This window comes from Hwanghaeella sp., from assembly GCF_965227365.1.
Lineage (GTDB): Bacteria > Pseudomonadota > Alphaproteobacteria > UBA8366 > Aestuariispiraceae > Hwanghaeella.
Map to the genome: position 1 here is coordinate 3,246,314 of NZ_OZ245754.1, position 20,907 is coordinate 3,267,220.

Here is a 20,907-nt window from a genome sequence, read left to right on the forward strand (position 1 = left end):
GGATGACGCGGAGCCACGTTTATCCTTGGTGATCGGCGCCGATTCCCTGGAACATCGCGCGTATATCCACCGTCGATGCGACGCCTAACCGGCTGTAGTTGCGGTCGATCCATTCATCCGCCGCCCCGCGGCCAATCTCAAACAGGTGCCGCAGGAATGACCATTCCGCGTTCAGTTTCGATGACGCGCCCAGATTCTTAAGGTTCTCATGACACTCAATGATATGAACCAGGGGATTGCGGTAAGCCTGCGAGTCCAATGCCTCGTCTTCCAACAGGCGATGGACGAAATCGATGGCGCGCAATTCCTTCAACAGGCTGCTGTTGAATGTGATTTCATTTACGCGGTCCAGAATCTCCCGGGCGCTGCGCGGCGTCCCTTTCCGCACGACCGGGTTGATCTGAACGATGACGATGTCGTCTGAGTCGCTCGTCCGATAGAACGGGAACAGCACCGGATTCCCCATATATCCGCCGTCCCAGTAGGGCGTGCCATCGATCTCAACCGCGTGGAACATGAAGGGAAGGCAAGCCGATGCCAGGACGACATCGGCGTTTATTTCCGCCCGGTTGAATACCCGCACGCGACCGGTTTCCACATTGGTCGCCGATAGGAAAACCTGCATCTTGTCACAAACCGCCACACGGTCGAAATCGATCGTGCTCTCCAGGATGCCGCGAAGCGGGTTGAAGTTCATCGGGTTCAAATCGTAAGGCGACGTGACCCGGTTCAGCAGGTCAAAGAACATGTAACTCGGATTGTTATCCAAGCTCCAATTCCCCATGAACACATCAATGACATTGCGCTGGATCGGGCTCATCCGACCGACATCGCTGACGGCCTGCCAGAAGTCGTGCAGCACTTGGCGTGCCCCATCCTCACCGTCGCGCATCAAGCCATCCGCCACGGCAACCGCGTTCATGGCACCGGCGGAAGTCCCGCTGATCGCTTCGATGTAAATCCGCCCGTCTTCCAGAAGACGATCCAGCACGCCCCAGGTAAAGGCGCCGTGCGCGCCCCCACCCTGCAGCGCCAGATTGACCGATTTTTCGAAAGTCTTTCCATTCCGTTTGGGCACCTGACCCTCCCTCGCTTTGGTTAAGCCGAAACGGCCGTACCGTTCCCTGTTCCTCCGCCGATGAAGAGCAGTCCGTTCAAACCGGAACTTTGCCGGGACTATACCCCGACACGCCCGTGTGTTTGAGCACCATCTGCGAAATCTCGAAAGTTTTTTGCGAAAACTGAAAACTCATTCGGATGGCCAGACCGCAAACATGTAATTAATAGTCATTCGCATCTTGGAATGATTTTTGTGGATGACGACCATGTTTGTTTCCGGTGCCCCGACCCGCCGCCTAGCATTGAACACCTCCCTTGCCTCTCCGTCCCGAATGTTGGCCGCGACCACCGCCATCCTTGCCTTTGCCAGCCTTCCGGCGCAGGCACAGGAACAAACCGTCCTCGCCCCAATCTCCATCACCGCCACGGAGGTCGCCCCGGGCGGTGTGCAGATCACCGAGGAGGAACTGGAGCGGACAAACCCGGTCGACATCAAGGATGTCTTCGAAAAAGACCCCTCCGTCCAAGTCGGCGGCGGGTCGGATGTTTCGCGCAAAATCTATGTGAACGGTATCGAGAACACGAATTTGAACGTGAAAATCGACGGCGCGCGACAGGTCGACTCGGCCTTTCATCACCTCGGAACCGCCATCATCGACCCGGGCATGCTGAAGACCGTGCGGGTCGAGACCGGCATCGGGCCCGTGGATGTCGGCCCCAACGCGCTTGGCGGATCCATTGCCTTCGAGACCAAGGACGCCCGCGACATCCTGGACAGCGACGAGATGTGGGGCGGTTTCACGCGCCTGCAGTTCAATGGCAACGGCCCGGCGCATACGGAAGTCGGGACCATAGCCGCGCAATATGAAGGCTTCGAAGCCCTCGCCTACACGTCCTTCGAAGGTGGCGACAACTACGAGGACGGCGACGGCATCGTGACGGCCGGCACGGCACCCGACATGGATAACGCTATCGGGAAGTTCGCTTGGTCTGGCCTGGACGGCAGCCGGATAGAATTTCAGGCCAGTTACCTGGACGACACCACGATCCGCCCGAACCGGGCCAATTTCGGTGCATTGGCCAATGGCGCGCCCGCCACATTGCAGGAATTCCGGCGCCGCTCGTTCTCAATTTCCTACAAGGATGAGGCGCCGACCGAGATGTTCAATCCGGAAGCGGTGCTGAGCTACAACTATTCCGAACTGTTCGTCGACGAGTTGGCTTTCGGGCCGAACAGGTTCGATCTGTATTCCGAAACAAAAAGCGTCAGCGGCAAGCTGGCGAACACGTTTTCCACGGGCCTGGGTGTCGCGGAGTCGGGAAGCGTCACAGTCGGCACGGATTTTTATCGGGATGAAGGGCATGGAACGCCAACAGGCGGCTTCGGCGGCGCCGGCGTATCGCTCGACAATACGGAAACCTCCTACAACGCCGGGTTCTTCGTGCAATCGCGCCTGAACCTGACCCAGCGACTGCGCGCCTCGCTCGGCATTCGCTACGACCAGCAATGGTTCGAGGGGATCGAGGGGACGGATATCTCCGGCGGCGGCCCGGGCGGCAGCGCGAATGTCGAATACGATGCCCTCACCTGGCTGACCGGGTATGCCGGTGCGGCGACGACCTATGGCGGCATCCCCCTGGGCGAATCGGCGATCTACAACTTTGCCGGCCAGTGGGACTACGAGGGCCTCTCATCGTCACGTTCGTTCAGCTACAAACTGGGCTTCAAAGGGGTCGAGGGACCGTTCTCCGGCGACGTTCATGTCTATCTGACCGACATCGAAGGCAGTCATGACCGGGGCAATCAGATCCGGAACCGCACACGCGATCTGCGGTCGGAAGGGTACAACATCTCGGGTCAATACCAGAATGACGGCCTGCTGGTCCGCGCCAGCTATTCGAACAACCGCCTGCGCTCGGACGATGCAGTGCTGACCAGCGGCGCCGCCTCCTTCCACGGACTGCAGACCGGCAAGACCGCAGCCATGGAAGTCGCCAAGGACTGGTACGACGTCGGATTCAGCATGGGCGCCAGCGCCGAATACGCGTTCGAGGATGCGACGCAGGAAGCCACGCCGAACGACTCGTATCTGGTCGCCAACATCTTCGCGCAGTTGCAGCCGGTCGATTACGACTTCGTCACCATGCGGCTCGATATACGCAACCTGTTCGACCGAACCTATGTCGACCGCGCGACGTCCGGTGTCGACAACGCCCAGGTCATCCCCTTCAACGAGCCAGGCCGCACGGTCCTGGCAACTGTCAAAATCGACTTCTGATCGGAGGATCCATGAAACAAATCTTTGCGCGTGGACGGCGGGCAAAGGCGGACAGGAACCCAACCAAACACAAAATGCTGGTTGTCTTGGCGGCAGCGATCTTCGGGTCGCTGCTGTCCGGTTCTTTGCAGGTGCAGGCCGCCGATGAAATCACCGTCACTGACCTGGCGGGACGCGAGGTGACCCTTGCCGCGCCCGTCAAGGCAATCATCCTTGGGGAAGGACGCTACCTTCCATCCATCGGCATCCTGGACAGGGACAATCCGTTGCAGCGGATCGCCGGTATGATGGGCGACTTCGAGCTGTTCGACCCGGCGGGATACAAGCAGTTTGCCGACCATTTCCCGAAAATCGACTCCATTCCGCGGGTCGGAAAAAACAGTGCCGCCACGATGGATATCGAAAGCGTGGCGGCTCTGATGCCCGATCTCGCCATCTTCGGGCTCGGCGGCGGCCACAGCCCGGGCGAAAAACATACGGATATCATCGAGAAACTGGAGGCAGCGGGGATCCCGGTGATCTTCATCGATTTCAGGATCGAACCGTTGGAGAACACGCCGAAAAGCATGCGCCTGCTCGGCAAGGTGATGGGCAGACAGACCGAGGCGGAAGACTTCCTGACCTTCTACCGGGAGCAACTCGACAAGGTCGCGAAAAGACTCGAGGACATCGAAGACAAACCAAGCGTCTTCATGGAACTGCATGTGGGCCTGAAGCCGGAATGCTGTAATTCGATCGGCAATCAGATGCTGGGCCGTATGGTCGACTTCGCCGGCGGTAAGAATATTTTCGCCGATGCAATCCCGGGTTCCTTCGCCGCGGTCAGTGTCGAAGAACTGCTGGTTCGACAACCGGACATCTATATCGGATCCGCCATCGGGTCGGTCCTGACGGCGGACCAGTTTCCCAAGCGGATTGTCCTGGGATCCTATGCGGACAAAGCGGTCGCCGAGCTCACGCTCGCGCAAATCCATGAGCGGACGGGCCTCAAGAGCCTCGATGCCGTCAAGGCAAACCGCGTGCATGCCATTTGGCATCATTTCTACAATTCGCCGATGCATTTCGCCCTTATCCAGACCATGGCCAAATGGTTCCATCCCGACCTGTTCGCCGACCTTTCGCCGGAACAATCGCTGACCGAGTTTTACCATCGATTTCAGCCGCTCCCGATGAACGGGACGTATTGGGTATCGCTCGGAGGCGGACAATAACATGAGCGACGGAACCGCGACCGAACCCACAAACGCACTGGCCGAGCGAAGGCCGAACGAGATCCGAGCCGGCGTTTCGCCGCTGCAGGTTCAATACAGCCGCTTTGTCAGGAAGCGGCTGGTTTGGCTTCTGCTGCTCGGCGCCGTCTTGCTGGCTTCCTTTCTGGTCAATGTCGCAACCGGCCCGGCCTCCCTGCCGGTGACGACGGTATTGAACGGACTAATCGCACCGGACAGCCTGCCCGAGGCCCTACGCGTCATCCTGTGGGAAGTGCGCCTGCCCTATGCGGTCATGGCGCTTGCCGTCGGCGCCTGCCTCGGCCTTGCCGGCGCGGAAATGCAGACGGTGTTGAACAATCCGCTAGCCAGCCCGGCGACCCTCGGCGTCACCTATGCTGCGACCTTGGGCGCCTCTCTGGTGATCGTCTTCGATTTCACCCTGCCCTGGGACATCCCGCAGCATTTCGCCCTGCCGGTCTTCGCCTTCATCGGCGCTGTGTTGTCCATCCTGCTGATTCAGTTCCTCGCCAAATTCTATGGTCCCAGCCTGGAAGGTATCATCCTGTTCGGAATCGCCATCGTCTTCGCGCTTCAGGCCCTGGTATCCCTGATCCAGTTCGCTGCGGATTCCGACAGCCTGCAGCAGATCGTGTTCTGGACGATGGGCAGCCTGTCGCGGGCCACCTGGGACAAGACCGGCATCATCACCGTCGTGCTGGCGATCTGTTTTCTGTTCTCCATCCGTCAGGTCTGGAACCTCACCGTCCTGCGCAACGGCGAGGAATTCGCCCGCAGCGCCGGCGTTCCCGTCGAACGGCTGAGGTTTACGACACTGCTGCGCGTCAGCGTGGTCGCCGCGGTGGCCGTGGCCTTTACCGGCGTCATCGGTTTCGTCGGTCTGGTCGGTCCGCATATCGCCCGGCTGATCTGTGGCGAGGATCACCGCTTCTATCTGCCGGGCTCGGCCCTTGCCGGGGCCCTGATGCTGTCCGCCGCGTCGCTCGCCAGCAAGACCATCATCCCGGGCGTCTTGATTCCGGACGGCATCGTCACGGCCCTAGTCGGCGTGCCTTTATTCCTTGCGCTTCTGCTTTCGCATGGCGGGAGGTGGCGCTGACCATGTTGGATATTTCAAATCTCACGTTACGGCGCGGGTGGACCACAATTCTGGATCGGGTAACCGTGCCGTCGATAGAAGGCGGCTCCCTGATCGGCGTGCTGGGCCCCAACGGCTGCGGCAAGTCCACTTTGCTCAAAGCCCTCGCCGGTGTCCTTTCGTTTCAGGGCACAGCGATGCTGGACGGAAGCCCGATATCCGACATGCCGCGATTCAAGAAATCTTCGGTGATTGGATACCTGCCGCAGGACCTGCCGCCACCGTCCACCTTCGTCGCCTATGAAGTCGTCATCACCGCCTGCAAGGCCGCCCGACCGGACTTGTCCGGCGAACAGGTGGCGGCGGCCGCGCAAACCGCCTTCGACCGATTGGGTCTCGGCGAACTCGCCTTTCGTCCCCTCAGCCGAATGTCGGGCGGGCAGCGCCAACTGGTCGGGCTCGCACAGGTCCTGGTCCGAAATCCACGCCTGTTCCTGTTGGACGAACCGACGAGCGCCCTGGATTTGAAATGGCAATCGGTCGTATTTGACCTACTGCGCGAACATGTCCGCATGCGCGCAGCCGCCTGCCTCGTCGCCATGCACGATATCAATCTCGTGCTTCGCTATTGCGACCAGGTGGCCGTCATCGGCAACGGCTCAATTCGGGCCTACGGGCCGCCGGAACAGGCGATCACACCGCAGGTCCTGCGCGATATCTACCAGGTCGATGGACACGTGGAAGCCAGCGCATCCGGCGCCAGAATGATCTATGTCTCAGGCGCATTGTAACAAAACACAAAACCGGGATAGGAACGCAAGACATGCACAAGACGCATTCCGTCGTATCGACGAAATTGGGAAGCAAATATCTACAGCAATTGTGTAAACATTTCAATCACAAGGTGACGGTCGACTTCAATCCGGAAACGGCCCGAGTGGACTTTCCCTTCGGCCTTTGCTTTATGGTCGCGACAGACAACAGCCTGACCTTCTATATTCAGTCCCCCAAGCCCGAAGGGTTGATGCGCACCCAGGCCGTCATTGACGATCATTTACTGCGCTTCGGATTTCGCGAGGAACTCGTCATCGAATGGCAAGACGACCTCCCAGAGGATCTGCCGATCGACAAGCTCCCCGATCTGCGGGAAATGACGTGAGCAGCGGAACAAGCGGATAACGCTATGACACATGCCCTTCCCATGCCGGCCACGGCGGATTTGGATGCCAGACACTGGCTGATCGCTTTCGGCGTTGCCGTGGCAATCCATGCGGCGGTCTTCCTGCAGTGGCCCGCCGACGAGCAGGCCGGGGCGGAAGCGCCTGGTGTCGGGGGTATCAGCGTTTCGATTGCCATGACCGCCTCACTCGCGGGTGCGGATCAGGCCACCCCTGATCCGGCGCTCGCGGAAGAAGTCTCGGCCCAGGAAGCGACCGTCACGGAGACGGTAACGGCAGATCCCGTGCCGGTCGAACCGCCGGTCACGCCTCCCGTTCAAGAAGCCGTTGTCGAGCCCAGTGTAGAACCCGTTGCGGAACCTATTGTCGAGCCAACGGTCGAACCGACAGTTCAACCCACCGTAGAACCTGTCATCGAACCAGCCATCACCGAAACCGTTCCGATTGAAGATGTGACACCGGCCGAACCGATTGAACCTTTGCCCGAGACGGTGACGGTCGTGGAGCCACCGCCGGAAGACGTGCCCGTCCTGGAGCCCGTGACGGAGGTCGCTACCGAGGCTGTGGTGGAGGAGGCTCCGCCACCACGCCCGCCGATCCGGCCAAAGACCGTAGAGGCGAAACCCGTGGAGCCGCCGGTTCAACCGGTCCCTGCCGTGCAGCCGCAAATCGTCGAGCAACCTGCCCCTGAGTCGGTGCAGGCCACCGTACCCGCGGCACAGCCGGTGCAGCAAACGCAGCCCGCCGAGACGCAATCCTCACACTCTTCCGCCGCCGCGGTCAGTTCCGGACAGGCGACGGACGCCCCCGTCGGAACAGCGACCGACAGCCGCAACTCTACCGGCGGCGCGGCGGTCTCCGCCCCGTCGCCGAATTATATCGCAAAGCTGCGCCTATGGCTGGAGAGGCACAAGGACTACCCCAAGCTGGCGCGTCGTAAGCGCATGCAGGGGGTCGTTTTGTTGTATTTCCGCGTTGGCCGCGATGGATCTGTCATGGCGCAGGAGATTCGCGAAGGGTCGGGGCACACCTTGCTGGACGACGCCGCGTTGGAAATGCTGGTCCGGGCCGAACCGCTGCCGAGCTTTCCCCAGGACATGCCGGGCGACTACCTCGACGTGGTTCTGCCGGTGGAATACTCCCTGCGGGGAAACCGCTAGAAATCGTTATTGCTTGCAATCCGACGGCGGGAAGCCAAAGGCGCGTTTGAAGGCTGTCGAGAAACTGCCGAGGCTTTCATACCCGGCAAGATAGGCGGCCTCGCCCACCTGTTTGCCATGCTGCTCGATCAGGTCTCTGGCCACGATCAGGCGTTGCTCGCGAATAAAGGCGCCAATTGTCGTCCTATAGGTGCGTTTGAACGAGGTCTGCATCGAACCGACGCTCATGCCCAACTGCCTCGCGATGGTCGGAAGACTGAGCGACCCGTTCCGGTTCTGAACAATGAAGCTTCTGATCCGTTGAGCCCTGTCCGCGTCGACCGAGGTAGGACTGGAACAAAAATCGTTCGGGGCCGCGTCACGCAGGGCGGGCGGATCCGCGCCCTCGATGACGCTCGCCAAAGCTTCCCGGACGATCTCCAGCGCCCTGCTCTCGGCCGCAAGCACCCGCAGCGAGGACGCATCGGGCGGCGGGTTGATCAACTGCTCCGCCAAGGCAACGACATGACGGGAAGGACGCCAGGTTCCCGTCGCACGGTGTTGCGTGAAGGGGGCGCAGCGCGGGTCCTTCCGATCGTAATCGCCTTCCAGGACCGTCCACAACCATTCCCGCGGAACGCGGATGATCACTTTGCGCATATGGGTGTCATGCAGGGAACGCCGCTGCATATTGGTGGGTTGAGTGAGGTTCCAGAATTGCCCGACCGGCTCATCTCCGCCCCCGAGGCGTAAAGCCTGGTCATCCAGATACATGTCCAAGCCGCCTTCCAGGACCACGGCGACCATGAAGGCCGGCGGCATGAGCCACTCCTTGGCAAGGTCAAGTTTTTCGGTCATGTCGGTCGCGTGGATGAACAGGCCGGACGGGGCCTGAACGTCGCTCAGCCTGCCCCGCATCACCGTTTCCTTCGGGTCGATCCGCTCAGGTTCGATCCGATACCGTGTGACGCTGGACGGTCCCGCCGCTACCATCAACTGGCTGGTGGAAAACTCCCCTTCCATGAGGATGCTTCGGCGAGATTGCAGCAATCTCGAGTCCGCCTCGCGTTCGATCATGGAAATCCCCCTCATACCCAAACAAGCCATATTATCAGCAAATGCGACTTATTCGCAACAATGTCGAGCCGCGCCATTCTGACGCTGTTTCTACTTGCGAAAGATTATTATTGCGATTGCCTCGCACTTGCGAGAAAACAAGCATATACCGTTTCGCAACGAAGCGCCGCCAAATCGCACTTATCGGGTCTTTCCGAACAAAGGGCGTCATCGGTGGCGTGCGTCGATGCCGTTTCACCGAGGGCCGGTTTCCTAGAGGCCCAATTTTGTGGGGGACTACATGGAGACAGACACCGCCTTGCCGGCCGAAGTGCCGCAGTCCGGATTTTTCGATGAGTTTCTATCGCTGATCGATGCAGGCGGGCCCGTCGTCATCCTGTTGATGGCACTGTCCCTGGTGGCCCTGACCATCCTGATCGTGAAACTGTTTCAGTTCCGAGCCGCGCGGATTGGCGACGGCGCACGGGCCCAGCAGGCGATCCAACACTTCCGTCGCGGTAATCTGGGCGAGGCGATCTCACTGACGGAGAATGCCAAAAACCCGGTCTGCCATCTGCTGCTGATAGCCATCCGCGCGCGGGCGCAGAAACTGCCCGATGCCTTGATACGGGAGGAGTTGGAACGTCAGGCCGCAGAGGTTCTGGAATCGCTCCGTAGCTGGTTCCGGCCGCTGGAGGTGATCGCCTCCCTCGCCCCGCTGCTCGGCCTGTTCGGTACGGTCCTGGGCATGATCTCGGCATTCCAACAGTTGGAGGGCGCGGGCAACAAGGTCAATCCGGCCGTCCTGTCGGGTGGCATTTGGGAAGCCCTTTTGACGACCGCCGTCGGACTGGCCGTCGCCATACCTACCGTGGTTTTCCTGAACTGGCTGGAACGGAAGGTCGACCGATTGGCGCACGAAATGGACACCGTCGTGACCCAGGTCTTCACCGCCGATCTCTTCACCGACCCGGTTGCCGTGAAACCCAGCGAACCGCCGGTTTTGCGGACGGCACGAACGGCCCATGCTGGCTAAAGCGCAACCAAGACGGCGAAATCTGATCAGCCTGACCCCGCTGATTGATGTCGTTTTCATTCTGCTGGTCTTCTTCATGCTCGCGTCAAACTTCCTGGAATGGCGTTCAATCAATCTGAACGCCCCCGCGGAAGCGTCCGGGCGGGGCAGCAGCATTGAAGGCACCCTGCTGGTCGAGATTCGCAATGACGGCCTACGCCTGTCCGGCAAGCCTATCTCAGTGAAGGAACTCGCCACCAGAATAGCAGGTCAGATTGAGAAGTCGCCGGATCGCGGCATTTTCGTGAAACCGGCACCGGCGATTTCCTTGCAGGAGACAGTCGCCGTGCTGGATGTTCTGGCCGGGGCCGGCGCGACGAACATTTCCTTGATCAAGGCAGCGGGACAATAGGATCGAATATGCGTATCAGTCGGTCGAAAAATGCGGACAGGCGCCCTCGCAACGACGATGACGCGATCATGCCGCTGATCAACATCGTCTTCCTGCTGCTGATTTTCTTCATGATCGCCGGGAAACTCTCGTCCGCCGATCCGTTTGAGATTTCGCCTCCTTCTTCCACGTCGGGCATCAACGAAGACACTGGAAGCCTGACACTGCTCGTCGGTCCGAATGGGGAAACAGCCTTGGACGGGACCGTGATGTCCGAAACGGATCTGGGCGCTGCCCTCGCGGAGCGCCTGCAAGCCAACCCTGATACAATCCTGCGCCTCAAAGCCGATGGAGGCGCCAAGGCAGGCGATGTCATAGATGTCATGGAAATCATCCGGGATGCGGGCGCAGGCGAACTCAACCTGCTGACGCTGCCGGAGGATTCCTGAGGCGACGCCGCCGAGCAGTCCTAGGACGCGGTTTGGCACGCGTCACAGATACCGCGCAGTTCTACGGTGGATTTTTTCAGCAGGAACCCTGCCCGGCCGGCAATTGCGCCCAATTCTTCGGACAGGGCATCATCCGAAATCTCAGCCACCTGACCGCAGTCGTCGCAGATCGCAAAGGCGATTGTCTCTTCATGCGTGTCGCATCCGGGGTGGCGGCAGGCAACGAAGGCGTTCAAGCTTTCCAACCGATGCACCATGCCGAGCTCGACCAGCTTGTCCAACGCCCGATAGACCTGCGGCGGCGCCCTGAAGCCCTGTTCGCGCAGGCGGTCCAAAATCGTATAAGCGCTGAGCGGACCGTCCGCGCCGCTCAAAGCATCAAGGACCATCTGCTGGTTCTTGGTGAGATCGGCGTCGGCATGAGGATCCGTGGACATCGTCATCTGCCCTCCTTCGCTATCGGCGCTTCGCCGCCGGCCCGACCGCGCGTCAACAGGCGCGGCAAGGGCGACAGGCTGAGAATAAACAGGAACAAGGCAGCCACGACAATCGTCGGACCGGAGGGAGTATCCCATTCCAGTGAACCAAACAGGCCGCCGACGACCGAAGCCGCGCCAACGATCGCCGCAATGACCGCCATCTGCTCCGGGCCGCCGGCGAAACGCCGCGCCGTCGCCGCGGGTATGATCAGCATCGCCGTGATCAGAAGCACGCCGACGATCTTCATCGCAATCGCGATCACGGTCGCCATCAAGAGCATCAGAACGATATTGGCGCGGTCGGGCCGCATCCCCTCCGCTTCCGCCAATTCCCGGTTCACCGTCGCCGCGAACAAGGGTGTCCATACCCAGACCAGCACCGCCATCACCACGGCCCCGCCGAGATAGATCACCGCGATGTCCATGCGCGATACCGCCAGGATATCGCCGAACAGAAAGCCCATGAGGTCGACACGCACCCAGGTCAGGAAGGCCAGGACCACCAGACCAAGCGCAAGAGCGGAATGGGCCAGCAGCCCAAGCAGGGAATCCGACGAGACTGTCGCCTTGCGTTGCAGGAACAACAAGGCCAGGGAGACGATTGCCGAGACCAGGAAAACCGCGACGGTGAAATTGATGTCCAGAAGGAAAGCCATCGCCACGCCGAGCAATGCGGCATGGGACAGCGTGTCGCCGAAATAGGCCAATCGGCGCCAGACGATGAAACAGCCGAGCGGCCCCGCCACGGCCGCCACGCCGACGCCGGCAAGCATGGCTCTGATGAAGAAGTCATCCAGCATGATGGGTCTCCTTGGCCTGCCGTTCCGTCTCTTCAGCATCGGCCGGAGCAAGTGCATGGACATGACCATGCGTATGGTCGTGATGATGCCCGTCCTCAGGATGGCAATGATCGGTCACGGTCCCGTCGGAGTGACGAACCCGGCCATCCGGCAGATGGGTATGATCGTGGTCGTGTTCGTAGACGGCCAGCGTCGCCGCCGCCCGCTTACCGAACAAGGTCTGGTATTCCGCGCTGGAAGCGACAGCCGTCGGCGAGCCCTGACAACAAATATGGCCGTTCAGGCAAAGTACCCTGTCGGTTGCCGCCATGACCACATGAAGGTCGTGGGAGATCAGGAGAATGCCGCAGCCGATCTCATCGCGGATACGCTTGATCAGGTCGTACAGTGCGATTTCACCGGAGAAATCCACGCCTTGGACCGGTTCGTCCAATACAAGCAGGTCGGGTTTCCTGGCCATGGCACGGGCCAGCAGGACGCGCTGAAACTCACCGCCAGACAAGGTTCTGACCTCGGCGGAACGCAAATGATCGATACCCGTTTCCTTCATCGCCGCCTCGGCATCCGCCCGGCCGACACGGCCGGTGAGATGCATGAAACGCGAAACGGTGAGCGGCAGTGTCCAATCGACCGAAATCTTCTGCGGCACGTAACCAACCACCAAGTCGCGCCGACGCACGGATGTGCCTTCATCCGGCTTAAGAATACCGAGGGCCATTTTCGCGGTGGTCGATTTACCCGAGCCGTTGGGTCCGATCAGGGTCACGATCTCACCCGGTTGAACGGAAAGATCGATGCCGCGCACCAACCAGCGCCCGGACCGTTCTATTCCGGCGCCATTCAAGGATACAAGCGGGTCCGCAGGTTGTGACAAGAAGGTCTCTCCATAGTCGAAGGCAACTTGATCCACGTTATGCCTTCCGTTATACCATCACACAAGAAACGTTATCTTATAACATACCAAACCGAAAATGGAGCATCGCATGCGCCCCATCCGCTCGGCATTTGCCGCAGGTCTTGTCTCCCTCCTATCGACGCCGGTTTTGGCGGACAGCGCCCCTGAAGTCATGACCTCGATCAAGCCGGTCCATTCTCTCGTTTCCGCGGTGATGGAGGGGGTTTCCGAACCGGGATTGATCGTCGAGGGGGCGGCCTCGCCGCATTCCTATGCTTTGAAACCGTCGCAGGCGGCAAAACTTTCAAAGGCGACGCATGTCTTCTGGATCGGCCATGACCTGGAGGCCTTCCTGGAAAAACCGATCGAAACGGTCGCAGCTAATGCACATGCGGTAGAACTACTGGAAATCAACGGCCTCAAGACACTTGAATTCCGCGAGGGCGGCGCCTTCGAAAGCCACGAGCATCATGAGGACGAGCATGAAGACCATGCTCATGAGGAAGAGCACAAGGGACATGATGATCACGATGATCATGCCCACGAAAAGCATGATGACCATGATCATGGTGAAGGGCATGCGGAGGATGACAAAGGGCACGAGCATGACGGCGATGCCCATGCGAAGCATGAGGAGCACGATCACGACGAACACGATCACGGCGAGCACGAGGGTCACGATCATGAGGGACTGGACCCCCATATCTGGCTGGATCCGCAAAATGCCATCGTGATGGTCCGCGCGATTGCCGATGTCCTCTCCGCCGACGATCCCGCCCATGCGGACCGCTATGCGGCCAACGCCGCCAAGACGATCGCGGCGCTGGAGAAACTGACCGATGAAATCGCCGAGCTGATGGCGCCTGTGCACGACAAGGACTTTGTCGTTTTTCATGACGCCTACCGCTACTTCGAGGAACGGTTCGGCCTGCATGCCGCGGGGTCGATCACCATTAGTCCGGAAATGTCACCAGGCGCGGACCGCATCCGGGAGATCCGCAAACGGGTAAAGGACCTGGGCGCGACTTGCGTATTCGCGGAACCTCAATTCGAACCCCGCCTGATCACCGTGGTCCTGGAGGGAAGCAATGCGAAATCCGGCTTGATCGATCCGCTCGGCGCCGACCTCGAGGACGGTCCGGAACTCTATTTCACGCTGATCCGTAACATGGCCAAGTCAATGCACGACTGCCTGTCGTAATCGGCATTGCCGATAAAGGAAGGGGGCCATTTCGGCCCCTTTTTTTTTAACACTTTGCGGATACTGATTTTCGCCGCCGTCCCCTGCATCCGAACAGGCCCAACGCGGCGAGGCCCAACCCCAGCAGCGGCGCGGCCGCCGGCACGGGCACGGGCGTTACGCCACCGGGCGAGAACGCCGTAATCAACCGCGTCCAGTCACCGGGCGAAGATGCAGTCCAATCAATATCCACATTTGCACCATTGAACTCGGTCTTATCGCCCGATTCCAAGCCCCGTAAGCCAAAATCCGCATAGTCCAGACCAGGCAAACCGAGGAAATCGCTGTTGAACAAGTTGGAGTCCGCGGTGATGAAGGCAAAGACCTGGGAATCCAGGGAAATAGTGGTGGAAACACTGCTTGAACTGCCATTACCCGGGTCCCATTGCAGGTAATGGCTGGATACGATCGTACCGGCCTTGATCAAGAAATCGCCGCCTGACACCGCTTGCACGAATGACGCGTTCTCGTCGAAGACGCGGTCGACGCGCAAATCCTGCGTCAGCACAAGATTCTGCACCTCATTCCACGCCAGCAGGACACCGTCATCCGGGTCCTCCTTGATCGGATTGGGAGGTGTTGTCGTGATTGTACAGGCAAATGCACCGTTACAAGTGCCGAGGCTGACGAATGTTGCCTGGGCAGGCGCTGCCACCAATGACGCCGCCACGGCGGCAAGCGATAGAACCAGTGTACGCATCTGGGGGTCTCCATCTGTCGTTCACGTTTTCACCCGCCCCCAGGTAGGAAGAGAATAAACCAACACGTGCCGGCATGCGTCAATACGCGCCACACAGTGTCAACCATTGTTCACAACACGGGTCTCTCGCCCAGATGTGCCGCATATCCCTCGGGAAAAGCAATGGACTACAAAAGAAAAACCCCTTGGTTTCCCAAGGGGTTAATCATGGTGGGCGCGACTGGGATTGAACCAGTGACCCCTACGATGTCAACGTAAGGGTCTATTTTTTAGCGGTCATTCTCCCAAATTCAGTTCAGATTATCGTACCTTAGAAATGGCTGGAAACTGTGCCTTCCAGGCATTACATTTAGCGTAGTGGTCGTTATTCGACATTATCTCCGTTAAGTGAAAGTTGGTGCCCCAGAGGTGCCCCAGCGTTTCGAGGCCAGAGAATGCCGCGCAAACCGAAGCAGGATTGGGACGCTCCCCAGCCGATCAGCAAGACGGTGATCGATGCGGCTGCCAAGGCCAAAGGGCATCCACCTTCTTCCGAGTACCGGATTTGGGACAGGGGCACGGCCGGCGTTAGGGGATTCGGTCTGCGGGTTAAGCCGAGTGGCGTCCGCTCCTTCTTTTACGAGTATAAAATCCCCGGCACGAATGAGAAGGTCAGGAAGACCATCGGGCAGTATCCGACCCTGGCCATAGATAAAGCACGTGCGAAAGCACAGAAGTACGCTGCTCAGGTCTTGGATGGCATAGACCCTCGCGAAGCTGAGAAACGATCCGACGCCCCGCATACTGTGTCCGCATTGTGCGACCTCTATCTTGAGAGAGCCCGCAAGGGACTGATCCTCTACCGTGGCCGCGCCAAGAAACCCTCGACCGTTGCCATCGACGAAGGACGCGTATCCCGACACATCAAGCCGGTTCTTGGATCGAAGCCGCTCAATATCGTTACCAGCGCCAACGTTGAGGCGTTCCGGGACAAAGTGGCGTCAGGGGAGACCTCAAAGACAATCAAGACCAAAGCCCGAGGTTTGGCCCGTGTGACTGGCGGACACGGAACGGCAGGCCGCTGCGTCGATCTGCTGGGCTCGATTTTCACCTTCGCCATCAAGCAAGGCTTCATGGACGGTCCGAACCCGGCCAAGGGTGTCGATCGACTGAGGGGAGAGAAGCGAGAACGCTACCTTCGTGCCGATGAATATAAAGCCTTATCGAAGGCGATGGACGAGTTGGAATCCGAAGGCAAGAGCAAGACCGCCCTCGATGCATTCCGGGTGCTCGCCCTCACAGGCGCCCGTCGAAACGAGATTCTGGCCCTCAAAAAATCGGAAGTGTTTCTGGACGAGAGCCTGTTCGAATTTCAGGATACCAAAACAGGCAAGCAGCGGCGGGTTTTTGGACGCGCGGCTACCGCGTTGCTTCGCAAGGCAATCGCACGCTCCGAAGATCCAATTTACGTATTTGCCGGTGCAAAACCCAAGACGCACATCCAGAACACCAAGCTATTCCGAGCAGTCGTGGAGCGGGCAAAACTGCACGACGTCACTCCGCACACGCTTCGCCACAGCTTCGCAACCACGGCCGGCGAATTGAACTATGCCGAGGTGACAGTTGGGGCCCTTTTAGGGCATCGCCAGCATACGACCACAGGCCGATACACCCATGCAGTAGATGACGCCTTGATCGGCGCAGCAAACCGGATCTCAGAGACTATTGCGGCCTTTATGGCAAACGGCTCGAAAGCCAAGGCTGGTATGGTTCTCCCATTTCCCGCCGCGGCCGGGGCGTAACCGATGGCAATGGATGGTTTCAAAGAGGTTCGGGACGCCCTGACACGAATGAGTATCGCGCACAGGCTGCGCTCGCTTCGTGGCAAGCTAACTCTGTCAGAAGGCGAGATTGACGAAGTTGAGAAGTTCGTTAACGCGGACATGTTGCACTGGAGCTACAAGGCAGAATTAAAGCGCTATGAGGAACAGCAGGCGCGGCAGAAAGAGCAGCGCAACAAGTCCAAACGCATGCGAGCTTTTTCAGCGGGAAATCTCAGTAACGGCCCCGCTACCGCGCCTCGAAGGCGAAGCAATTTTTCCGCATACATGCCCCCAACTGAAATTGAAATCCAGAAGCCAAAGCCGATCCCGGAACCAAAATGCCCTGACCCCGCGCATCGGCTTTTCCGAGCAATTGCCTTATCTGGTATTGGCTCAATTAATGACGCTCGCCAGCACGTCAAAGATCAAATCATAAGGGGACAGATTGCGTCCTATGCAGAAGGTGATTACGGGCAACCTGTCCGCTTGAGACCAGAGCATCTCAAGCGGAAGGGGATAAGCGACCCAAGCTTCCCGCCCCTCACGGTCGCCATCGAACCCGGCGGGCCTATCCGGCATGTCTATCTTCTAATTGAGGACATTGAGCGCTTTCTGGATACCGAGGAATCAGGGGACGAAAGCCCGGCTAATGCAGCCCTGGAACCTGATCGAGAGGAAGAGACCGCGCCCGCTGCAGACGCGCCGGCAGAAGGAAACCCCAAGCCCTCTTTCAGCCGGTCCGCCACCAGGGCCGCTTATATCGAGCGCATAGAAACTTGGCCCGCCAATGAACTCCCGCCATCGCAGCAGGATGACGTCTCTTGGGGGAAGAGTGCGCACAGCGCTTCCCGTGATTTCATGCGCAGTTTGCGGAAGGAGCTTGCCCCGGATAGTTGGCACCTGAAGCCAGGGGGCAAGAAGACGGACCGTACTTCCTAGCTCGCCGGTTTCTGCACCCGCGAATTGAGCGGCGAATTGGCGAATATTTCCGGCGAATTTAGGGGCTCTTAGCTTTTCTTCATCGCAATACCACACGATCAGAGCGTGTGGCCAAGCAAGGAGATGAAGAAATGCCCCTTTCCGAAACCAATGCGTCGGACATTCGTTACGAGCAGGACAACTTCACGCGGGCGGAAGCGTCTGCCTACCTCTTCAATAAGTACCGCATTCCCCGATCCCCAAACTATCTGGCTGTACAGGCGGTCCAAGGCGGCGGGCCGAAATTCCGCCGTGCAGGTCGCAATGTGATCTACGCGCGTTCCGATCTGGACACGTATGCGGAAGATCAACTCTCCCCGGCCGCCGCGACGACGGCAGAGCACGACCAACTTTCGGCAGCATGAAACGCGAAACCCGCCCCTGGTTTCGTGGCCAAGTGGGGCGGGCTTCATTTAAGTCTTGAAGGAGCCTTAGTATGCCTAAATCACGCATCATCATCAATCTCGAAATTGACGACAACCCGCCCAACCCGCCCCGCATCGAAAGGCTGGAAGGTCGGTTTGCTCAAACTGCAGAAGCCCTTGTTCAGAATGGCGAACGGGGTGTTACCGCCCTCGAAATCGCGACATGGGCGCTGCGCCTGAGTCATTACATCTACGTTCTTCGCCATCGCTATGGCTTGGTCATTTCGATGGAGCGAGAGAAGCACGAAGGGCCGTATGCCGGCGAGCATGGCCGATATCGGCTTCACACGCCTTGTCGCATCATTCGGGATCAGGGGATGGCGGCATGAGCGAATGGACCTTTCCCAAGGACGTTCCGGCGGTTTCTCCTGAACTTCTCACCCTGGCTGTTCAGCGCGGCTCAATCGAAGCAGCAGGACGGGGCCGCATGGCTCCTATTGCTGGCCAGTATGCGCCATCGCTGTGGCTCGAAGACGATGAGACCGGGGAACTTCAGTACATCCAGTTCACCAATCATCCTCAGGTGCGTTTCCTGACCGCTGTTATGGATCTGGCACCAAGCGACCGAGACAAGGCCTTCGCTCTGGCGTTGCGAGCCTCAAGTTTATTGGACGCCCTGAGAGACCGCAGATTTAAGCCCTACACCCAAGACACGGACGATCCAGAGCAGATCGAGTTCGATGAGGTTCTTGCGGAAGTCGTGGCGACTATTCCCTACCGACTGCACGACGGGCCGAAGATGCAGGAAATCTTGCGCGAAGTGCGTCGCCGTGAATCGCAGGGCCCACAGGCGGATCTGTTCGGGGGCGGCTGATGGGAGCATTTCACGATATTGCGCCAGAATTGGGGGCGCATGGCGTCCCCGTTTTGCCAACGCGGCATGACGTTCCAAGTAAGCCGATGGTAGCGAATGCCGAACGCCTGACTGTCCAGGCCATCGCGAAGATGCTTCAAAAACCACGCTTCGCGAACGCAAACGCTGCGGTCACTTGCGGCCCAAGATCCGGGATATCGGTTGTCGATATCGATAGCCCCGATCCGGTGCAACTGGACGCCGCCCTGCATATGTTCGGGGAGACAATGCTTATCGGCCAAACCCCTTCGGGCGGGCACCACTTGTTCTATCGGCACGCTGACGAAGGCCGAAGGATAAGGCCATTTGGTAGTGATGTCCCGATTGACGTTTTGGGTGACGGGTTGGCGGTGCTACCACCTTCCCGGCGGCCACCGTCAAAGGACAAGTGTGGTGGCTCTTACAGGCTCATTCAAGGCTCTTGGAGTGACGTAGACCGCCTACCAGTCATGGTAGACCCGATAGCCCGTCTAGACGCCCCCAGTGCCTCCAAAACCGGCATTGGAACCGTCATGCCAGGGGCCAGAAATAACGCCTTGTTTCGGCATCTTCTGACCGTTGCCGCTAAGGTGGTTGATTTTGACCACCTTTCCGAAGCCGCGCACGACTTCAACACGGCACTCACGGAACCTATGGAAGCCCCGGAAGTGTTCAAAACGTGCGAAAGCGTTTGGCACTACAAGCTGACAGGAACCCTTCGCACGCCAGGATGCGAGGCAACTGGAACTATCCGCGTCGCCGAACAGGAAATCATCGGCGGCAATGCCGATGCAGGTTGGTTGCTGATGCGGCTGCGGATCGCGCACGGATGGCGAAACGGTGAACCCTTTGCCCTCGCCAACGCAATGGCCGATAGCTTGGGTTGGAATGTGAAGCGCTTCAAGAAGGCACGCGATTTCCTGATGGCCGCTGGCTTTATTGAATGTCGCCATCCCGGAGGAAAAGGCCCCAATGACCCGCCCAAGTACTGCCTTTCGCTAAGGTGGTCGATTTCAACCACCAATATAACTACACCCTCCCCCCCTGATGGTGATGGTTTAAGCCTGAATCAATCCTTCAGCGAGAAAGAGGTGGGAGCGCGGACGTCGGACGTCATCCACGGTCGTTTCCAGGATCAATCAAACCCCTCCAAACAAATTTTGGCGGATCGCGGCTCCCTGAAAGGTGCCGAATGACGACGGACCACGACAAGCGAGCCCTGGCGAGGGAGAGGAAGAAGCGGTTCCTAGAACGGCAGAGCCAGGGCGTGACAGTGCGCCCTCTGGAGGTCTGGCCGGACGACATCGAAGCCCTGATTGGTTTTGGATATTTAAGTGCGATGAGTGCTGACAGCCCGGATTCCATCGATGCGGCACTTCGGGAGGCTGTGAGTGATTACCTTGGAACGCGTTCCAACGCCGCGTCGAAGATTGCTGTAGAAACAGAAGATGACCGAGAAGCAATCCTTACATCTTGATCTGGACACCTTCGAATCGTGGAACGCCGAATTCGAGCGCAACCCGATGGCGTTGGCGGAGGCCTTCGGCGTCGATCCGAATGAAGAAGACCGGGAGCGGATTGTCTGTCCCATGAATGCCGCCGGGCTCGTGATGGCGAAAATAGGCGCGGCGGGCGTTGAGGGGCGGTTCAACGCAAACGCATTTGAAAGCCAATGCCGCGCCAACCCCTACGCAGCGCTCTTCCTTATTAGCGCCATGTTCCAGGGCGACGACAGCAAGGATCTGCCACCCATTTGCAACCCTGAACTCCTGGCGCCGGCTCTCTTCGAATTGATGCCCGAAGACGTTCGATCCGCTCTGGCTGAATTGTATGACGAAAACCCGATCCTGATGGCCGAGCCGCCGTCGAACAGCATTAACTGA

The 20,907-nt window shown here is 59.1% G+C and carries 24 protein-coding genes; 18 read left to right on the top strand and 6 right to left on the bottom strand.

Annotated elements, in window-relative coordinates:
• Nucleotides 1-19: 19 nt before the first annotated feature.
• Entirely contained in the window at nucleotides 20-1,078 is a 1,059-nt protein-coding gene (locus ACQK2G_RS14875; RefSeq protein ID WP_425405825.1) for a patatin-like phospholipase family protein, read from the bottom strand.
• Between the two features lie 238 nt (nucleotides 1,079-1,316).
• Between ACQK2G_RS14875 and ACQK2G_RS14880 the strand changes: the two genes are divergently transcribed.
• Genes ACQK2G_RS14880 through ACQK2G_RS14905 form a run of 6 tightly spaced genes read left to right on the top strand, consistent with a single transcriptional unit; the run spans nucleotide 1,317 to nucleotide 7,983 of the window.
• Complete coding sequence (locus ACQK2G_RS14880; RefSeq protein WP_425405826.1) at nucleotides 1,317-3,338, top strand: TonB-dependent receptor domain-containing protein; 2,022 nt, start codon at nucleotides 1,317-1,319, stop codon at nucleotides 3,336-3,338.
• Between the two features lie 11 nt (nucleotides 3,339-3,349).
• On the top strand, nucleotides 3,350-4,549 hold the full coding sequence (locus ACQK2G_RS14885) for an ABC transporter substrate-binding protein (RefSeq protein ID WP_425405827.1): 1,200 nt from the start codon (nucleotides 3,350-3,352) through the stop codon (nucleotides 4,547-4,549).
• A gap of 1 nt (nucleotide 4,550) precedes the next feature.
• Entirely contained in the window at nucleotides 4,551-5,666 is a 1,116-nt protein-coding gene (locus ACQK2G_RS14890; RefSeq protein WP_425405828.1) for a FecCD family ABC transporter permease, read from the top strand.
• A gap of 2 nt (nucleotides 5,667-5,668) precedes the next feature.
• Entirely contained in the window at nucleotides 5,669-6,436 is a 768-nt protein-coding gene (locus ACQK2G_RS14895) for an ABC transporter ATP-binding protein (protein ID WP_425405829.1), read from the top strand.
• Between the two features lie 32 nt (nucleotides 6,437-6,468).
• Nucleotides 6,469-6,804 (top strand): DUF2218 domain-containing protein, encoded by a 336-nt coding sequence (locus ACQK2G_RS14900; protein WP_425405830.1) that lies wholly within the window; start codon nucleotides 6,469-6,471, stop codon nucleotides 6,802-6,804.
• Nucleotides 6,805-6,828: 24 nt separating this feature from the next.
• Nucleotides 6,829-7,983, top strand: a complete 1,155-nt coding sequence (locus tag ACQK2G_RS14905) for a TonB family protein (RefSeq protein ID WP_425405831.1) — start codon at nucleotides 6,829-6,831, stop codon at nucleotides 7,981-7,983.
• Between the two features lie 6 nt (nucleotides 7,984-7,989).
• Here the strand turns inward: ACQK2G_RS14905 and ACQK2G_RS14910 are convergent, their stop codons facing one another.
• Nucleotides 7,990-9,039 carry a helix-turn-helix transcriptional regulator gene (locus ACQK2G_RS14910; protein WP_425405832.1) on the bottom strand — a complete coding sequence of 350 codons (1,050 nt, stop codon included), beginning with the start codon at nucleotides 9,037-9,039 and terminating at the stop codon, nucleotides 7,990-7,992.
• Between the two features lie 280 nt (nucleotides 9,040-9,319).
• On the opposite strand from ACQK2G_RS14910, the gene ACQK2G_RS14915 reads away from it, so the two are divergent.
• From ACQK2G_RS14915 to ACQK2G_RS14925, 3 genes are read left to right on the top strand one after another with little or no spacing between them, the layout of a single operon-like run.
• Nucleotides 9,320-10,054, top strand: a complete 735-nt coding sequence (locus ACQK2G_RS14915) for a MotA/TolQ/ExbB proton channel family protein (RefSeq protein ID WP_425405833.1) — start codon at nucleotides 9,320-9,322, stop codon at nucleotides 10,052-10,054.
• Nucleotides 10,044-10,445 carry an ExbD/TolR family protein gene (locus tag ACQK2G_RS14920; RefSeq protein WP_425405834.1) on the top strand — a complete coding sequence of 134 codons (402 nt, stop codon included), beginning with the start codon at nucleotides 10,044-10,046 and terminating at the stop codon, nucleotides 10,443-10,445. Before ACQK2G_RS14915 ends, ACQK2G_RS14920 begins: the two co-directional genes overlap by 11 nt.
• Nucleotides 10,446-10,453: 8 nt before the next feature.
• The gene (locus ACQK2G_RS14925) at nucleotides 10,454-10,873 is read left to right on the top strand and encodes an ExbD/TolR family protein (RefSeq protein WP_425405835.1); all 420 of its coding nucleotides are present in this window, start codon (nucleotides 10,454-10,456) and stop codon (nucleotides 10,871-10,873) included.
• Nucleotides 10,874-10,893: 20 nt separating this feature from the next.
• On the opposite strand, the gene ACQK2G_RS14930 is transcribed toward ACQK2G_RS14925, so the two are convergent.
• From ACQK2G_RS14930 to ACQK2G_RS14940, 3 genes are read right to left on the bottom strand one after another with little or no spacing between them, the layout of a single operon-like run.
• The gene (locus tag ACQK2G_RS14930) at nucleotides 10,894-11,316 is read right to left on the bottom strand and encodes a Fur family transcriptional regulator (RefSeq protein ID WP_425405836.1); all 423 of its coding nucleotides are present in this window, start codon (nucleotides 11,314-11,316) and stop codon (nucleotides 10,894-10,896) included.
• Nucleotides 11,313-12,152, bottom strand: a complete 840-nt coding sequence (locus ACQK2G_RS14935; protein WP_425405837.1) for a metal ABC transporter permease — start codon at nucleotides 12,150-12,152, stop codon at nucleotides 11,313-11,315. The genes ACQK2G_RS14930 and ACQK2G_RS14935 overlap by 4 nt, the downstream gene beginning before the upstream one ends.
• Entirely contained in the window at nucleotides 12,142-13,062 is a 921-nt protein-coding gene (locus ACQK2G_RS14940) for an ATP-binding cassette domain-containing protein (RefSeq protein WP_425405838.1), read from the bottom strand. Before ACQK2G_RS14940 ends, ACQK2G_RS14935 begins: the two co-directional genes overlap by 11 nt.
• Before the next feature lie 73 nt (nucleotides 13,063-13,135).
• On the opposite strand from ACQK2G_RS14940, the gene ACQK2G_RS14945 reads away from it, so the two are divergent.
• Nucleotides 13,136-14,248, top strand: a complete 1,113-nt coding sequence (locus tag ACQK2G_RS14945) for a zinc ABC transporter substrate-binding protein (RefSeq protein WP_425405839.1) — start codon at nucleotides 13,136-13,138, stop codon at nucleotides 14,246-14,248.
• Nucleotides 14,249-14,294: 46 nt separating this feature from the next.
• Here ACQK2G_RS14945 and ACQK2G_RS14950 read toward each other — a convergent pair whose 3' ends face one another.
• A complete protein-coding gene (locus ACQK2G_RS14950) occupies nucleotides 14,295-14,987 on the bottom strand; it encodes a hypothetical protein (protein WP_425405840.1) in 693 nt (230 codons plus the stop codon).
• Between the two features lie 434 nt (nucleotides 14,988-15,421).
• On the opposite strand from ACQK2G_RS14950, the gene ACQK2G_RS14955 reads away from it, so the two are divergent.
• From ACQK2G_RS14955 to ACQK2G_RS14990, 8 genes are all read left to right on the top strand, one after another.
• Entirely contained in the window at nucleotides 15,422-16,768 is a 1,347-nt protein-coding gene (locus tag ACQK2G_RS14955; RefSeq protein WP_425405841.1) for a tyrosine-type recombinase/integrase, read from the top strand.
• 3 nt (nucleotides 16,769-16,771) lie between these two features.
• A complete protein-coding gene (locus ACQK2G_RS14960; RefSeq protein WP_425405842.1) occupies nucleotides 16,772-17,728 on the top strand; it encodes a hypothetical protein in 957 nt (318 codons plus the stop codon).
• Between the two features lie 131 nt (nucleotides 17,729-17,859).
• On the top strand, nucleotides 17,860-18,132 hold the full coding sequence (locus ACQK2G_RS14965) for a hypothetical protein (protein ID WP_425405843.1): 273 nt from the start codon (nucleotides 17,860-17,862) through the stop codon (nucleotides 18,130-18,132).
• Nucleotides 18,133-18,203: 71 nt separating this feature from the next.
• A complete protein-coding gene (locus ACQK2G_RS14970) occupies nucleotides 18,204-18,521 on the top strand; it encodes a winged helix domain-containing protein (protein ID WP_425405844.1) in 318 nt (105 codons plus the stop codon).
• Nucleotides 18,518-19,006, top strand: coding sequence for a hypothetical protein (locus ACQK2G_RS14975; protein ID WP_425405845.1), 489 nt, complete (start codon nucleotides 18,518-18,520; stop codon nucleotides 19,004-19,006). The genes ACQK2G_RS14970 and ACQK2G_RS14975 overlap by 4 nt, the downstream gene beginning before the upstream one ends.
• Nucleotides 19,006-20,220: a bifunctional DNA primase/polymerase gene (locus ACQK2G_RS14980; protein ID WP_425405846.1), complete on the top strand. Its 1,215-nt coding sequence runs from the start codon at nucleotides 19,006-19,008 to the stop codon at nucleotides 20,218-20,220. The genes ACQK2G_RS14975 and ACQK2G_RS14980 overlap by 1 nt, the downstream gene beginning before the upstream one ends.
• Nucleotides 20,217-20,501 carry a hypothetical protein gene (locus ACQK2G_RS14985; RefSeq protein ID WP_425405847.1) on the top strand — a complete coding sequence of 95 codons (285 nt, stop codon included), beginning with the start codon at nucleotides 20,217-20,219 and terminating at the stop codon, nucleotides 20,499-20,501. Before ACQK2G_RS14980 ends, ACQK2G_RS14985 begins: the two co-directional genes overlap by 4 nt.
• On the top strand, nucleotides 20,473-20,907 hold the full coding sequence (locus ACQK2G_RS14990; RefSeq protein WP_425405848.1) for a hypothetical protein: 435 nt from the start codon (nucleotides 20,473-20,475) through the stop codon (nucleotides 20,905-20,907). Before ACQK2G_RS14985 ends, ACQK2G_RS14990 begins: the two co-directional genes overlap by 29 nt.